Annotated in this window: 18 protein-coding genes; all 18 read left to right on the forward strand. The window is 58.8% G+C overall.

Annotated elements, in window-relative coordinates; translation table 11 throughout:
• Positions 1-11: 11 nt before the first annotated feature.
• The 18 genes from ACSSVY_RS18325 (at position 12) to nuoH (ending at position 13,248) form a co-directional block, all read left to right on the forward strand.
• Positions 12-794, forward strand: coding sequence for a crotonase/enoyl-CoA hydratase family protein (locus ACSSVY_RS18325; protein WP_454271154.1), 783 nt, complete (start codon positions 12-14; stop codon positions 792-794).
• Positions 795-1,014: 220 nt separating this feature from the next.
• Positions 1,015-1,380: an NADH-quinone oxidoreductase subunit A gene (locus ACSSVY_RS18330; RefSeq protein WP_040650684.1), complete on the forward strand. Its 366-nt coding sequence runs from the start codon at positions 1,015-1,017 to the stop codon at positions 1,378-1,380.
• Positions 1,371-1,904 carry a NuoB/complex I 20 kDa subunit family protein gene (locus tag ACSSVY_RS18335; RefSeq protein WP_454271156.1) on the forward strand — a complete coding sequence of 178 codons (534 nt, stop codon included), beginning with the start codon at positions 1,371-1,373 and terminating at the stop codon, positions 1,902-1,904. Before ACSSVY_RS18330 ends, ACSSVY_RS18335 begins: the two co-directional genes overlap by 10 nt.
• On the forward strand, positions 1,901-2,512 hold the full coding sequence (locus ACSSVY_RS18340) for an NADH-quinone oxidoreductase subunit C (protein WP_454271157.1): 612 nt from the start codon (positions 1,901-1,903) through the stop codon (positions 2,510-2,512). The genes ACSSVY_RS18335 and ACSSVY_RS18340 overlap by 4 nt, the downstream gene beginning before the upstream one ends.
• Positions 2,509-2,853, forward strand: a complete 345-nt coding sequence (locus ACSSVY_RS18345) for a hypothetical protein (protein WP_454271159.1) — start codon at positions 2,509-2,511, stop codon at positions 2,851-2,853. Before ACSSVY_RS18340 ends, ACSSVY_RS18345 begins: the two co-directional genes overlap by 4 nt.
• Positions 2,853-4,073 (forward strand): NADH-quinone oxidoreductase subunit D, encoded by a 1,221-nt coding sequence (locus ACSSVY_RS18350; RefSeq protein ID WP_454271161.1) that lies wholly within the window; start codon positions 2,853-2,855, stop codon positions 4,071-4,073. The genes ACSSVY_RS18345 and ACSSVY_RS18350 overlap by 1 nt, the downstream gene beginning before the upstream one ends.
• Positions 4,073-4,435 carry a hypothetical protein gene (locus ACSSVY_RS18355; protein ID WP_454271163.1) on the forward strand — a complete coding sequence of 121 codons (363 nt, stop codon included), beginning with the start codon at positions 4,073-4,075 and terminating at the stop codon, positions 4,433-4,435. Before ACSSVY_RS18350 ends, ACSSVY_RS18355 begins: the two co-directional genes overlap by 1 nt.
• Entirely contained in the window at positions 4,432-5,184 is a 753-nt protein-coding gene (locus tag ACSSVY_RS18360) for a hypothetical protein (protein WP_454271164.1), read from the forward strand. The genes ACSSVY_RS18355 and ACSSVY_RS18360 overlap by 4 nt, the downstream gene beginning before the upstream one ends.
• A complete protein-coding gene (locus tag ACSSVY_RS18365) occupies positions 5,181-5,462 on the forward strand; it encodes a hypothetical protein (RefSeq protein WP_454271166.1) in 282 nt (93 codons plus the stop codon). Before ACSSVY_RS18360 ends, ACSSVY_RS18365 begins: the two co-directional genes overlap by 4 nt.
• Before the next feature lie 2 nt (positions 5,463-5,464).
• Positions 5,465-6,661 carry an NADH-quinone oxidoreductase subunit E gene (locus ACSSVY_RS18370; RefSeq protein ID WP_454271168.1) on the forward strand — a complete coding sequence of 399 codons (1,197 nt, stop codon included), beginning with the start codon at positions 5,465-5,467 and terminating at the stop codon, positions 6,659-6,661.
• Between the two features lie 35 nt (positions 6,662-6,696).
• Complete coding sequence (locus ACSSVY_RS18375) at positions 6,697-7,401, forward strand: NADH:ubiquinone oxidoreductase (protein WP_454271169.1); 705 nt, start codon at positions 6,697-6,699, stop codon at positions 7,399-7,401.
• Positions 7,398-7,637 carry a DUF5337 domain-containing protein gene (locus ACSSVY_RS18380; protein ID WP_045685730.1) on the forward strand — a complete coding sequence of 80 codons (240 nt, stop codon included), beginning with the start codon at positions 7,398-7,400 and terminating at the stop codon, positions 7,635-7,637. Before ACSSVY_RS18375 ends, ACSSVY_RS18380 begins: the two co-directional genes overlap by 4 nt.
• A gap of 4 nt (positions 7,638-7,641) precedes the next feature.
• On the forward strand, positions 7,642-8,937 hold the full coding sequence (gene nuoF, locus ACSSVY_RS18385) for an NADH-quinone oxidoreductase subunit NuoF (RefSeq protein WP_045685729.1): 1,296 nt from the start codon (positions 7,642-7,644) through the stop codon (positions 8,935-8,937).
• A gap of 44 nt (positions 8,938-8,981) precedes the next feature.
• A complete protein-coding gene (locus ACSSVY_RS18390) occupies positions 8,982-9,287 on the forward strand; it encodes a hypothetical protein (protein WP_454271172.1) in 306 nt (101 codons plus the stop codon).
• Between the two features lie 124 nt (positions 9,288-9,411).
• Positions 9,412-9,822 carry a DUF5333 domain-containing protein gene (locus tag ACSSVY_RS18395; RefSeq protein WP_454271174.1) on the forward strand — a complete coding sequence of 137 codons (411 nt, stop codon included), beginning with the start codon at positions 9,412-9,414 and terminating at the stop codon, positions 9,820-9,822.
• Positions 9,823-9,828: 6 nt separating this feature from the next.
• Positions 9,829-11,817 carry an NADH-quinone oxidoreductase subunit NuoG gene (nuoG, locus tag ACSSVY_RS18400; RefSeq protein ID WP_454271175.1) on the forward strand — a complete coding sequence of 663 codons (1,989 nt, stop codon included), beginning with the start codon at positions 9,829-9,831 and terminating at the stop codon, positions 11,815-11,817.
• Positions 11,818-11,819: 2 nt separating this feature from the next.
• A complete protein-coding gene (locus ACSSVY_RS18405) occupies positions 11,820-12,203 on the forward strand; it encodes a hypothetical protein (RefSeq protein WP_454271235.1) in 384 nt (127 codons plus the stop codon).
• Positions 12,204-12,210: 7 nt separating this feature from the next.
• Positions 12,211-13,248, forward strand: a complete 1,038-nt coding sequence (nuoH, locus tag ACSSVY_RS18410; RefSeq protein WP_009818945.1) for an NADH-quinone oxidoreductase subunit NuoH — start codon at positions 12,211-12,213, stop codon at positions 13,246-13,248.
• The last annotated feature ends 3 nt before the right edge of the window (positions 13,249-13,251 follow it).

Here is a 13,251-nt window from a genome sequence, read left to right on the forward strand (position 1 = left end):
AGGAGATGGCGATGAGCGAGACGATCAGCATCGAGACAGACGCGCGGGGGGTGGCTGTCCTTACGCTTGAGCGAGCTGAGAAACATAATGCCATGTCCGCGCAGATGATTTTAGAATTGCATGAGGCAGCTAAGCAATTGGGCGCGGATGCTCAGGTGCGGGTGGTCGTGCTTGCCGCGCGCGGCAAGACATTCTGCGCGGGCGGTGATCTGGGCTGGATGCGGGACCAGTTCGAGGCGGAGCCTGAGGCGCGCGGGCGTGAGGCTGCAAAACTGGCGTATATGCTTCAGGCGCTCAATACCCTGCCCAAGCCGCTGATTGGCCGAGTTCATGGTAATGCCTTTGGCGGCGGTGTCGGCCTGTTGAGCGTATGTGATGTGGCGATTGGTGCGGGTCATGCGCAGATGGCCTTGACCGAGACCCGGCTGGGCTTGATCCCCGCCACAATCGGCCCCTATGTCGTTGCGCGGATGGGGGAGGCGCGGGCGCGGCGTGTCTTCATGTCGGGACGCCGGTTTGACGCCGCCGAGGCGGTGCAGCTTGGCCTTTTGGCGCGGGCAGTGCCCGAGCGCGATTTGGATGCCGCCATCGAGGCTGAAGTGGCACCCTATCTGGACTGCGCACCGGGGGCGGTGGGACAGGCCAAGGCGCTGGTGCGCGCCCTTGGTCAGCAGGTCGATGACGCAACAATAGCGATGACCATAGCGGCGCTCACAACCTGTTGGTCAGGGGACGAGGCCCGCGAAGGCATTGGCGCATTCTTTGACCGGTGCAGACCGGGCTGGCAGGTCTGAGTCGCGCGCTTTTGCCGCGCTGCGTGAGTGTCTGGTCAGGGAACATGGCCAATTTAACCCATTTTCGGCATGCTGCTGCATGCATAACAAGAGAATCCCGCTGTCTAGAGGGTCAAACCTGCGCGCGCTCGGTTGACCCCTGCCAAGGGCGGGTTTAAACCCGCGTAAGTCATGCAGCCATCTTGATGCGCCGATCCTCGCGCATGAAAGGAGCCACCCCGTGGAAGAGATGCTGAGGGAATACCTTCCCATCCTCGTTTTCCTGGCCGTTGCCATTGGATTGGGCCTTGTTCTCATCCTTGCCGCCGTCATTCTGGCCGTACGCAACCCCGATCCTGAGAAGGTCAGCGCCTATGAATGCGGGTTCAATGCATTCGACGACGCGCGGATGAAGTTCGACGTGCGATTCTATCTGGTGTCGATCCTCTTCATCATCTTCGATCTCGAAATTGCGATGCTCTTTCCATGGGCGGTGGCGTTTCAGGATCTGAGCATGGCCGCGTTCTGGTCGATGATGGTGTTTCTGGGCGTGCTGACCGCAGGGTTCGCCTATGAATGGCGCAAAGGAGCGATGGAATGGCAGTGATGACAGGTGCCAATACCGCGGGGCCGGACCGTGAGGTTGCAACGCAGGCACTGAACGCCGAGTTGCAGGACAAGGGATTCTTGCTGACCTCGACCGAGGATATCATCAACTGGGCGCGCACCGGGTCGCTGCATTGGATGACCTTTGGTTTGGCGTGCTGTGCTGTCGAGATGATGCATACCGCCATGCCGCGTTATGATGTCGAGCGCTTTGGCTTTGCGCCGCGCGCCAGCCCGCGCCAGTCGGACGTGATGATTGTGGCCGGCACGCTGACGAACAAGATGGCCCCGGCGCTGCGCAAGGTCTATGACCAGATGCCGGAGCCGCGCTATGTGATTTCGATGGGAAGTTGCGCCAATGGTGGCGGGTACTATCATTACAGCTACAGTGTTGTGCGCGGCTGCGACCGGATTGTGCCGGTGGATATCTATGTACCGGGCTGCCCACCAACGGCAGAAGCGCTGGTTTATGGCATCCTGCAATTGCAGCGCAAAATTCGCCGGACGGGGACAATTGTCAGATGAGCGCAACACTCAAGGAACTTGGCGGCTATATCGAGGCGAAGCGCGTGGATTGCGTGCTGGGCTGGGAGGTCGCGCATGGCGAATTGACGGTCGATGTGGCGATCAATCATATCGCGGGGCTGGCCGAGTTTTTGAAAACCGACCAGAACTGCGCCTTTTCCTCGCTGGTTGATATTACGGCGGTGGATTACCCCGAGCGGGCCAAGCGGTTCGACGTGGTCTATCATTTTCTTAGCATGTACCAAAATCACCGAATCCGCTTGCGGGTGGCGGTCCGCGAAGAGGATATGGTTCCCTCGATCACCGAGCCCTATCCGGCGGCCAACTGGTTCGAGCGTGAAGTGTTCGACATGTTTGGCATTCTCTTTTCGGGCCATCCCGATTTGCGCCGTATCCTGACCGATTACGGGTTTCGCGGGCATCCGCTGCGCAAGGATTTCCCGACCACGGGCTACACTGAGGTGCGATATGACGAGGTGCAGAAGCGCGTCGTCTATGAGCCGGTGAGCCTTGTGCAGGAATACCGGCAGTTCGATTTCATGAGCCCTTGGGAGGGTGCCGAATACATCCTGCCGGGTGATGAGAAGAAAGCTGAGGCTAAAGGATGATCCCCTTACTGCAAGTGCAGTTTTGGAACGTTCTGGCGCAACCCACCTCGTGGTTTGCGTTGTTGTTCTTCTTCGCCCACGGCGCAGCCCGACCGTTGAAAACCGGCTTGGGGCTGATCGCTGCAGTCGCCGCTTTGCTGTTTGTAGGCAGCGCGGTTGGGATGTGGACTGGAATTCTGGACACAAAGATCCCGGCACGTGCGGGTGATTTCGGGTTTGCTTTCTTTCAGTCTCTTCTTTTTTCGGCGGCACATGGTTTAACTATCATCATGGCCGCGAGCATCGGATATACGGCGCGGCTCGTTGTCCTGAGACATCGCAATGAAAAGGAGGCTTTCTGATGGACGGCTCCAAAGGTTTTGAAGACGCCCTGACCGGTGAGCAGAAAATCCGCAATTTCAACATCAACTTTGGCCCGCAACACCCTGCGGCACATGGTGTTTTGCGTCTGGTGCTGGAGCTGGACGGGGAATTGGTGGAGCGCTGTGATCCGCATATCGGCCTGCTGCATCGTGGCACCGAGAAGTTGATGGAAAGCCGGACCTACCTGCAGAACCTGCCCTATTTCGACCGGCTGGATTACGTGGCGCCGATGAATCAGGAACATGCCTGGTGTCTGGCCATCGAAAAGCTGACCGGTGTCGAGGTGCCGCGCCGCGCGAGCCTCATTCGTGTGCTCTATTGCGAGATTGGCCGTATCCTCAACCACCTCCTGAACGTCACCACGCAGGCGATGGACGTGGGCGCGCTCACGCCGCCGCTCTGGGGCTTTGAAGAGCGCGAGAAGCTGATGGTGTTCTATGAGCGCGCCAGCGGTGCGCGCCTGCATTCGGCCTATTTTCGCCCCGGTGGCGTGCATCAGGACCTGCCGCCCGAGTTGATCGACGATATCGAGACCTGGGCCAATGAATTCCCCAGCGTGCTGGATGACATCGACGGTCTCTTGACCGAGAACCGGATTTTCAAGCAGCGTAATGCTGATATCGGCGTGATCAGCCAGCAAGAGGCTCTGGATTGGGGCTTTAGCGGTGTGATGGTGCGCGGCTCTGGTATGGCGTGGGATCTGCGACGCGCGCAGCCCTATGAATGCTATGACGAGTTTGATTTCCTCATTCCTGTGGGTAAGAATGGCGACTGCTACGATCGCTATCTCTGCCGGATGGAAGAAATGCGCCAATCGCTGCGGATCATCCATCAGGCGATTGAGAAATTGCGCGCCCCCGAAGGGCAAGGCGAAATTCTGGCACGGGGCAAGATTACCCCACCCAAACGCGCCGAAATGAAGCGTTCGATGGAGGCGCTGATCCACCACTTCAAGCTCTATACCGAAGGATTCCACGTGCCCGCAGGCGAGGTTTACGCTGCGGTCGAGGCGCCCAAGGGTGAGTTTGGCGTGTATCTGGTGGCCGATGGCACCAACCGCCCGTATCGAGCCAAGATACGTGCGCCCGGCTTCTTGCATTTGCAGGCGATGGATCATGTCGCCAAGGGTCATCAACTGGCCGATGTCGCTGCGATTATCGGTACGATGGATGTCGTATTTGGGGAGATCGACCGATAATGAGTTGGGCAAGCCTTGCCATAGCACTTTCGGGTGCGGGTGTGCTGGTGACGGGGCTGTTTGCGGTCCTGTTCCTGCGCGACCCGGTGACAGGGATGGCCACAACGGCGCATCGCGCCGAACAGTTGCCGCAGGTGATGGCAAACCGATATGTTGCCATGCTCATCCTGACCGTTGGGGCGACGATTTATGGTGATGTCAAAGTGATTGCGCTGCTCTTTGTGGCCTTGTCCTACATGGCGTTTCACGATGCCTGGATCTATAGCCGAGCAGGACAATCGGTGGCCAAGCATGTCGGGGCCGGGGTTGCGGCTCTGAGTGTGGTGGTTGTGGCACTCTTGGCAGTGGGGCGGGGCGCATGAGGGTTATCGTTTCGCTTTTCGTTTTGGCGCTACCTGCATTGGCACAGGCGCAGGCCGTGCCGTCAGAGCGGATCGAGGAATTCGTTGGCGTAATGGCCGAGCACGCCTGTCGGATGTCCCCCTATCAAGCAGACAAAGTCATGCCTGATGCTGGGTTCGCTGACAAGGATGAGACCAAGGCGATCACTGAACAGCTCATCACCGAAGAGCGCGCGCGCATTCTGGATGGGCAGTTGGTGGTCTTTGGGGGCGTCTGTGGCGGCAAGCTGGATTATTCGGGGCGCGAGCGGTTCTTTGCCGCGATTGCAGACAATAATTGCGCGATGACGATTGATGAAGCCAAGCTCTTGTTGCCGCGTGTGGGGGTCGAGATGGCCGAAGTGCAGCTCTTGATGGACAAGATGGAGCGGATGTCGGAAATCCGCGTGTCTGACGATCAAAAGGCGGTATTCTTGGAGCAGAGCCTCTGCGACAAATTCAAGGGTCTGTCGGCGGATATGATCAAGAGCAATCCCGAAACCGCCGTCGCTCCGCGTAACCCCGCGCAATTGCGCACAGATTTGATCGCTTATATGAAGACTGTCGATTGCAAACTTGGTCGAACAGACGCTGATAGCCAACTTCCCGCCGCTGGATTCACCACCAAGGAATTGCGCCCCGTGATTGGCAAAATGATTGCGGACGGCGAGGCCGTGATGAATGTTGATGACGATTCCCTGACCCTTTCGCAAGAGGTGTGTTCCGAATGATGCATGCACGTGTCGCAGCGCTCGCCGCTTTGGCCTTGGTTGCGGGCTGTGCCCTGCCACCGCAGGGAGTGACCCAACAGGATATCGCGCTCTATGATGCTGCTGCCGCTTCATTGGGGTGCTCCATGGTGACCGAACCTGACTATCTGGCTGCCGAGATCCAGACCGGGCTGGAGCGGCAGCAATTACTTGATATCACTGCCTATAAATTGTCCTCGGGCGGAGCCGTTCGGCTGCCTGATGGGGGCGTGAAACTGACTACAGGAGCCTGTGCCTGAGAATGCTACGTCGTCTCTATCATAAACAGCCCGAGAGCTTTGCCTTCAGCCCCGCCAATCAGGCCTGGGCTGAGGGGCAGATCAGTAAATATCCCGAAGGCCGACAAGCCAGCGCGATCATCCCGCTTTTGTGGCGGGCTCAAGAGCAAGAGGGCTGGTTGAGCCGTCCGGCGATCGAGCATGTCGCGGATTTGCTTGGGATGGATTACATCCGCGCGCTCGAGGTGGCGACGTTCTATTTCATGTTCCAATTGCAGCCCGTGGGCAGCGTTGCACATTTCCAGATTTGCGGCACGACGACCTGCATGATCTGTGGTGCCGAGGATCTGATAGCGGTCTGTCAGGACAAGATCGCACTCAAGGCGTTCGAGCTGTCGTCGGATGGTAAGTTTTCCTGGGAAGAGGTTGAGTGTCTGGGGGCTTGTGCCAACGCGCCAATGGCGCAAATTGGCAAGGATTATTACGAGGATCTGACTGCCGCGCGCTTTGCCGAGATCATCGACGAACTGGCAGCAGGCAAGGTGCCGGTGCCGGGGCCGCAAAATGGCCGCTACGCCGCTGAACCGAAGTCGGGGCTGACCAGCCTCAAGGAGTTTGAGAGTGCTCGGGCACAGTATAACGCCAGCGCGCAGGCAGCGGTGGATATTGGTGATACGGTCAAACGGATTGATGGAACTGAGGTTCCGCTTCTGACGCCGTGGCGCGACAAGGGTGCGATGCACAAGCCCGCGCCCTCTGAGGTACAGCAAAACGCCGAACCGGTGGCGATCGTGCCCAAGGTCGCAGCCGGCACGCCTGCAGATGCAACCGGGGCTACCAAGGCCGAGGCGCAGGCGACGGCTACTGCGAAACCGGCGGTGGAACCGGCGGCCAAGCCCGTGAAAGCGGCGGCTGAGGCAGAGGTCACGCCGGGCAAGAAGCCCAAAGTAATGAAATCACCACGGAAATCCGGCCCGGACGATCTCAAGATGATCAAGGGTGTCGGTCCCAAGCTGGAGCAGCTTTTGCACAGCATGGGCTTTTACCACTTTGATCAGGTGGCAAGTTGGACGGAGGAGGAGATCAGTTGGGTCGATCAGAACCTTGAAGGTTTCAAGGGACGGGTCAGCCGGGACAACTGGGTAGAGCAGGCAAAGTTGCTGGCTGACGGCAAAGAGACGGAGTTCTCTGCCCGGGCCAAGAAAGGCGGAGTTTACTGAACACGCCTGCTTGAACAAAACAGGGGGTTACTGTCATGTCTGATACGTCGAAATTGAGCACTTGCCAGATCGTAAGTTGGGGTCTCGCGGCCCTATCGGGGATACTGGTGGTTTGGTCAACCACGCCTGCCGTCGGTTTCTTTGCAGCGCTGCTGCTGGGCGTGGCGTGCGCGGTGTTCTTTGGTCTGGTGCTGACCGGGCTGGTCTGTACCGGCTATAACGCGGAGGACCGTGGGATCGCGGTCAGCGATGTCGAGGCAACGTTGCGCGGCGTGACGGGCATTACGGGCTACAAGGCCCCCGATGTTGAAGACGACGCTCCGGTCGCGGCATCACCGGCACAATCCGCGCCGGTGCCGACACCCCAAGCCCAACCGAAATCGGGGGGCACCGACACGGGGCCAAGCAGCGCGACGCGGGCCAATGATGGCGACGACGAGGCGGTGGGTACGCAACCTGAGGCATTGGCCAAACCACGCGGAGGTAAGGCGGATGATCTCAAGCAGATTAAGGGCGTGGGGCCCAAGCTCGAAAAACTCTGTAACGCGATGGGCTTTTACCACTTTGACCAGATTGCAGGCTGGTCGGCAGACGAGATTGCTTGGGTTGATGCTAATCTCAAAGGGTTCAAGGGGCGGGTGACACGCGATAACTGGGCCGCACAGGCCAAGACGCTCGCCGCTGGTGGCGAGACCGAGTTTTCCAAACGCGTCGCAAAGGGCGGCGTTTACGAGGAATGATGCAAGCGATGAGCGCGCAGGACAGAGACAGGCAAATGGCACGCAAGGGCCGCACCGTGGGTGTGGTGATTGCGGCGACCATGCTGATCTGGATGGCCGCTCAATGGCTGGGCGCACAGATGGAATGGCCGATAAGGTTCGTTTTTTTGTTCGATCTGGCCGCCATTGCCGCCTTTGTATGGGCGTTGGTGGTGACTTATCAAATCTGGCGCATGCGCCGGGACAATCAGGGGTAGCGGAATGCTCAAGGACCAGGACCGTATCTTTACCAATCTCTACGGGATGCATGATCGCAGCCTAAAGGGTGCCTTGGCGCGGGGGCATTGGGATGGCACGGCCAAGATATTGCAGAACGGCCGTGACTGGATCGTGAACCAAATGAAGGCGAGCGGGCTGCGCGGCCGTGGCGGCGCGGGCTTTCCTACGGGCCTGAAATGGTCGTTCATGCCCAAGGAAAGCGACGGGCGCCCATCCTATCTGGTGGTCAATGCCGATGAATCCGAGCCGGGCACCTGCAAGGACCGTGAGATCATGCGCCATGATCCACACACGCTGATCGAAGGCTGTTTGATTGCAAGTTTCGCGATGAATGCGCATGCCTGCTACATCTACATCCGCGGGGAATACATCCGCGAAAAAGAGGCGCTTCAGGTCGCGATTGATGAGGCGTACGCGGCGGGACTGGTTGGCAAGAATGCTTGCAAATCCGGCTGGGATTTCGACATCTACCTTGCTCATGGGGCAGGCGCTTATATCTGCGGCGAGGAAACGGCCCTCCTTGAAAGCCTTGAGGGCAAAAAGGGTATGCCTCGGATGAAGCCGCCCTTTCCGGCGGGAGCGGGCCTCTATGGCTGTCCGACCACGGTGAACAACGTGGAATCGATTGCCGTGGTTCCAACCATCCTGCGCCGTGGCCCTGAGTGGTTTTCAAGCTTTGGTCGTCCGAACAATTCGGGTACCAAGCTCTTTGCGATTTCCGGCCATGTGAACAATCCCTGCGTGGTTGAAGAAGCGATGTCGATCAGTTTTGAAGAGCTGATTGAAAAGCATTGCGGCGGGATTCGCGGTGGCTGGGACAACCTTAAGGCTGTGATCCCCGGTGGCTCCTCCGTGCCGTGCATTCGTGGCGAACACATGCGCGAGGCGATCATGGATTTTGATTACCTGCGCGAACAACGCTCGGGCCTTGGCACGGCAGCGGTCATCGTGATGGACAAGTCCACCGATATGATCAAGGCGATCTGGCGGCTCTCAAAATTCTACAAGCATGAAAGCTGCGGTCAATGCACACCCTGCCGTGAAGGCACAGGCTGGATGATGCGGGTCATGGACCGGCTGGTGCGTGGCGATGCCGAGGTCGAGGAAATCGACATGCTTCTCGACGTGACCAAGCAGGTCGAGGGCCACACGATCTGTGCGCTTGGTGACGCGGCGGCTTGGCCCATTCAAGGCCTCATCCGCAATTTCCGCGACGAGATTGAGGATCGGATCAAGTCGAAACGCAGCGGACGCGTCAGCGCCGTGGCGGCGGAATGAGCGCGTTGCGGACATATCGTCTCGCAGGGATTGCCCTGATTGCGATGACCGTGCTCGCAGCCTGTGCAGAGCGCGAGGAACGGGTGTTGTTCAACGGCAACTACTATCCCGGCAAGGCGCGGGCACAAAAAGAGGACCGGCGCAATTTCACTGCCTCGGTGCGGCGGGCCGGTCGTGGAATCGAGGGCGCGCAACAGGCCGTTCTGTATGAGGCAACCCGGTATTGTCTGACCAATTTCGGCACCTCCGAGATTGCATGGTCCGGCGTGCCTGTCGGGGCTGAAGGACCGGTTTATGGGCGCTCCGGGGACACGGTATCAGTCAGGGGACGCTGCATTATATGGTCATAAACCGTTTCATATCAGGGGTTTGGGCTGTTTGCTATTGCATAGCAGACACCATGAAACCCATCTGCAGAGCAGATGGGCGCGCCATGTTGGTGATGCCCCGTACTGATATGAAGGGAATGATCTGATGCGTACGATCCTGTCTTTTATCCTGAGCGTTGGACTGGGTGTATCCGGGAGTGTGGCGTCGGCCAGTGCCGGCTCGCTCTCTCAGGAGGCTGATATAAATCAGGGGCTTTTCTATATGGCTGTCGCCGATGAAATCCGCAAACGCTGTGAGACGATCTCGCCGCGTGTGATACCGGCCATCTCCTATATGAAGTCCCTCAAAGCCGAGGCGCGTGCGCGTGGGTACACCGAAGCCGAGATTGACGCCTACATCACCGACAAGGCCGAAAAGAGAAAGATACGCGGGCGGAGCGACGATTACATCCGGTCGATGGGGGCCATGCCCAATGACGGCCCGAGTCTGTGTGAACTGGGCCAATCGGAAATCGCGAAGCAAAGCCCGATCGGCAAGTTTCTGAAAGCAAAGTGAGATAATATGTCTGACCTACGCAAGATCATCATCGACGATCAGCAGATCGAGGTAGAGGGCGCAATGACCCTGATTCAGGCCTGTGAGCAGGCTGGGGTCGAGGTGCCGCGCTTCTGTTATCACGAGCGGTTGTCGATTGCCGGGAATTGCCGGATGTGTCTTGTTGAGGTCGTGGGTGGTCCGCCTAAACCGGCGGCAAGCTGTGCCATGCAGGTCAAGGATCTGCGTCCCGGCCCGGATGGCCAGCCGCCGGTTGTCAAGACCAACAGCCCCATGGTCAAAAAGGCCCGCGAGGGGGTGATGGAGTTTCTGCTCATCAACCATCCGCTTGATTGCCCGATCTGTGACCAGGGCGGCGAATGCGATTTGCAGGATCAGGCCATGGCCTATGGTGTGGATTTCAGCCGCTATCGCGAACCCAAGCGGGCAAGCGAGGATCTGGACCTTGGCCCGCTGGTGGAGACCCATATGACGCGTTGCATCTCTTGCACGCGCTGTGTGCGCTTCACCTCTGAGGTGGCCGGGATCATGCAGATGGGTCAAACCGGACGTGGCGAGGATTCCGAAATCACCAGCTATCTGGGGCAAACGCTCGACAGCAATTTGCAGGGCAACATTATTGATTTGTGCCCGGTTGGCGCGTTGGTCAGCAAGCCCTATGCCTTTACCGCGCGCCCTTGGGAATTGACCAAGACCGAAACCATCGACGTGATGGATGCGCTCGGCAGCAGTATTCGGGTGGATTGCAAGGGGCGTGAGGTCATGCGCATCCTGCCGCGCAACCATGACGGTGTGAACGAGGAATGGATTTCCGACAAGACGCGCTTTGTATGGGACGGCTTGCGGCGTCAGCGTCTGGACCGGCCGTATATCCGTGAAAACGGCAAGCTGCGGGTGGCCACTTGGCCAGAGGCGCTCGCAACGGTCGCGCAGGCCATCAAGGGTGCCAAGAAAGTCGCTGGTTTGGTTGGTGATCTTGTTCCCGTCGAGGCGACCTTTGCCCTCAAAGGTCTGATCGAGGGGCAGGGTGGGCATGTGGAATGCCGCACAGACAAGGCCCATCTGCCCGCAGGCAATCGCAGTGGCTATGTGGGCAATGTGACGATTGAGGATCTGGATACGGCAAAGAACGTCGTACTGATCGGCACCGATCCACGAGTTGAAGCCCCGGTTCTGAACGCGCGTCTGCGCAAGGCGTGGATCAAGGGCGCCAATATCACTCTGATCGGTCCCAAGGTTGATCTCACCTATGAGTATACCCACGCGGGCACGGATCGTGCCGGGCTCGATGCACTCAAAGTGCCGGAGGATACGATTGTCATTGTCGGTATGGGCGCGCTGCGCGAGGCTGATGGTGCGGCGGTTCTGGCCGCAGCGATGGCGCTCTCGGGTCGGATGCTGGTGCTCCATACAGCGGCGGGGCGTGTGGGCGCGATGGATGTAGGTGCCGTGACCGATGGCGGGCTAGAGGCCGCGATTGACGGTGCTGATGTGATCTACAATCTCGGCGCTGACGAGATTGAGATCGCTTCGGGTCCGTTTGTGATCTATCAGGGCAGCCATGGGGATCGCGGCGCGCACCGTGCCGATGTGATCCTGCCGGGGGCTGCCTATACCGAAGAACAAGGTCTGTTTGTCAACACCGAAGGCCGACCCCAATTGGCGCTGCGCGCGGGCTTTGCACCGGGTGAAGCCAAGGAAAACTGGGCCATTCTGCGGGCGCTCAGTGGCGAATTGGGTGCGGTATTGCCCTATGACAGCATCGCGCAACTGCGGCAGGCGCTGGTCAAGGCCGTACCTCATCTGAAAAAGATTGATCATGTGGCGCAGAATGACTGGCAACCGCTGACCAAGGCAGCACTTGGCAAGGCCGATTTCCGGCTGGCGATTGCGGATTTCTACCTGAGCAACCCGATCGCCCGCGCCAGCGAATTGATGGCGGAACTCAGTGCAAATGCAAAGGCGCGCGACACGCAACCGATGGCGGCAGAGTGAGAATGGTTGTGGCCCTCATATCGCCTCTGGCGCTTGGGCTGGCGGGCTGTACCGAGAGCGCGGCCCCCGCGCCCTTTGCGCCCGAATATCAGGGCATTGAGACGCGGCTTTTGGATGGGGATCTGGTGAATTTCCACGTTCGCATGCGTGGCGCGCGCGACGCCACGGATGTGGAGCGCTATGCCGAATGCGCCGCCGCGCAATATGCGCTGATCCGGGGCTATGGCTTTGCCCGTCACTTGCGCACCAGTGTTGCGGAACAGGCTGGCATCTGGCAAGGCGATGCGGTTTATACGATCTCGGCGGCTCTGCCCCGAGGACTACTGACAATCGACGCCGAAGTCGTCGCCGCGAATTGTGCGGAAAACGGAATACCGATGGTGTGAGGACCTGATGGCTGAATTTTTTACAACCCCGCTCGGGATTCTTGTGATCATCTTTGCGCAATGTCTTGCGGTGCTTGGCTTTGTCATGGTGTCGCTATTGTTCCTGGTTTACGGTGATCGCAAGATCTGGGCTGCCGTGCAGATGCGCCGGGGTCCGAACGTGGTGGGTACATGGGGCCTGTTGCAGACGGTTGCGGATGCTCTGAAATACGTGGTCAAAGAGGTCGTGGTGCCCGCAGGGGCCGACAAAACGGTGTTCATGTTGGCCCCGATGACGAGCTTCGTGTTGGCGGTGCTGGCTTGGGCCGTGATTCCGATGAACGAGGGTTGGGTCCTGTCGGACATCAACGTCGCCGTGCTCTTTGTCTTCGCCATTTCCTCACTTGAGGTCTACGGTGTGATCATGGGGGGCTGGGCATCAAACTCCAAATACCCGTTCCTTGGATCGTTGCGCTCTGCGGCGCAGATGATTTCCTACGAGGTGTCGCTGGGCCTGATTATCATCGGCGTGATCATCTCGACCGGCTCGCTCAATTTCAGCGAAATTGTCCGGGCACAGGATACCGATTTCGGGTTCTTCGGCTGGTATTGGCTACCGCATTTCCCGATGGTTTTCTTGTTCTTCATCAGCGCATTGGCCGAAACAAACCGGCCGCCATTCGATCTGCCAGAGGCTGAATCGGAGCTGGTGGCGGGGTATCAGGTGGAATATTCCTCGACGCCGTTCCTATTGTTCATGGCCGGCGAGTATATCGCGATTTTCCTGATGTGCGCGCTGATGAGCCTTTTGTTCTTTGGCGGCTGGCTGTCACCCATTCCGGGGTTGCCCGATGGGGTGTTGTGGATGATCGGCAAGATGGCGTTTTTCTTCTTCATCTTCGCCATGGTCAAGGCGATCACACCACGTTACCGCTACGATCAGTTGATGCGGATTGGCTGGAAAGTGTTCCTGCCAATGTCTCTGGGATGGGTCGTTATCGTGTCCTTCCTTGCGAAATTCGAAGTGCTGGGCGGCTTTTGGGCCCGCTGGGCGATTGGAGGCTGAACC

It is taken from the genome of Roseovarius sp. MBR-51 (assembly GCF_053628575.1).

What these genes read in the sequence shown, in the direction of transcription:
- ACSSVY_RS18325 (WP_454271154.1), top strand. Translation starts at nt 12, where the DNA reads ATGAGCGAGACGATCAGCATCGAGACAGACGCGCGGGGGGTGGCTGTC.
- ACSSVY_RS18335 (WP_454271156.1), top strand. Translation starts at nt 1,371, where the DNA reads ATGGCAGTGATGACAGGTGCCAATACCGCGGGGCCGGACCGTGAGGTT.
- ACSSVY_RS18340 (WP_454271157.1), top strand. Translation starts at nt 1,901, where the DNA reads ATGAGCGCAACACTCAAGGAACTTGGCGGCTATATCGAGGCGAAGCGC.
- ACSSVY_RS18345 (WP_454271159.1), top strand. Translation starts at nt 2,509, where the DNA reads ATGATCCCCTTACTGCAAGTGCAGTTTTGGAACGTTCTGGCGCAACCC.
- ACSSVY_RS18350 (WP_454271161.1), top strand. Translation starts at nt 2,853, where the DNA reads ATGGACGGCTCCAAAGGTTTTGAAGACGCCCTGACCGGTGAGCAGAAA.
- ACSSVY_RS18355 (WP_454271163.1), top strand. Translation starts at nt 4,073, where the DNA reads ATGAGTTGGGCAAGCCTTGCCATAGCACTTTCGGGTGCGGGTGTGCTG.
- ACSSVY_RS18360 (WP_454271164.1), top strand. Translation starts at nt 4,432, where the DNA reads ATGAGGGTTATCGTTTCGCTTTTCGTTTTGGCGCTACCTGCATTGGCA.
- ACSSVY_RS18365 (WP_454271166.1), top strand. Translation starts at nt 5,181, where the DNA reads ATGATGCATGCACGTGTCGCAGCGCTCGCCGCTTTGGCCTTGGTTGCG.
- ACSSVY_RS18370 (WP_454271168.1), top strand. Translation starts at nt 5,465, where the DNA reads ATGCTACGTCGTCTCTATCATAAACAGCCCGAGAGCTTTGCCTTCAGC.
- ACSSVY_RS18375 (WP_454271169.1), top strand. Translation starts at nt 6,697, where the DNA reads ATGTCTGATACGTCGAAATTGAGCACTTGCCAGATCGTAAGTTGGGGT.
- ACSSVY_RS18380 (WP_045685730.1), top strand. Translation starts at nt 7,398, where the DNA reads ATGATGCAAGCGATGAGCGCGCAGGACAGAGACAGGCAAATGGCACGC.
- nuoF (WP_045685729.1), top strand. Translation starts at nt 7,642, where the DNA reads ATGCTCAAGGACCAGGACCGTATCTTTACCAATCTCTACGGGATGCAT.
- ACSSVY_RS18390 (WP_454271172.1), top strand. Translation starts at nt 8,982, where the DNA reads ATGACCGTGCTCGCAGCCTGTGCAGAGCGCGAGGAACGGGTGTTGTTC.
- ACSSVY_RS18395 (WP_454271174.1), top strand. Translation starts at nt 9,412, where the DNA reads ATGCGTACGATCCTGTCTTTTATCCTGAGCGTTGGACTGGGTGTATCC.
- nuoG (WP_454271175.1), top strand. Translation starts at nt 9,829, where the DNA reads ATGTCTGACCTACGCAAGATCATCATCGACGATCAGCAGATCGAGGTA.
- ACSSVY_RS18405 (WP_454271235.1), top strand. Translation starts at nt 11,820, where the DNA reads ATGGTTGTGGCCCTCATATCGCCTCTGGCGCTTGGGCTGGCGGGCTGT.
- nuoH (WP_009818945.1), top strand. Translation starts at nt 12,211, where the DNA reads ATGGCTGAATTTTTTACAACCCCGCTCGGGATTCTTGTGATCATCTTT.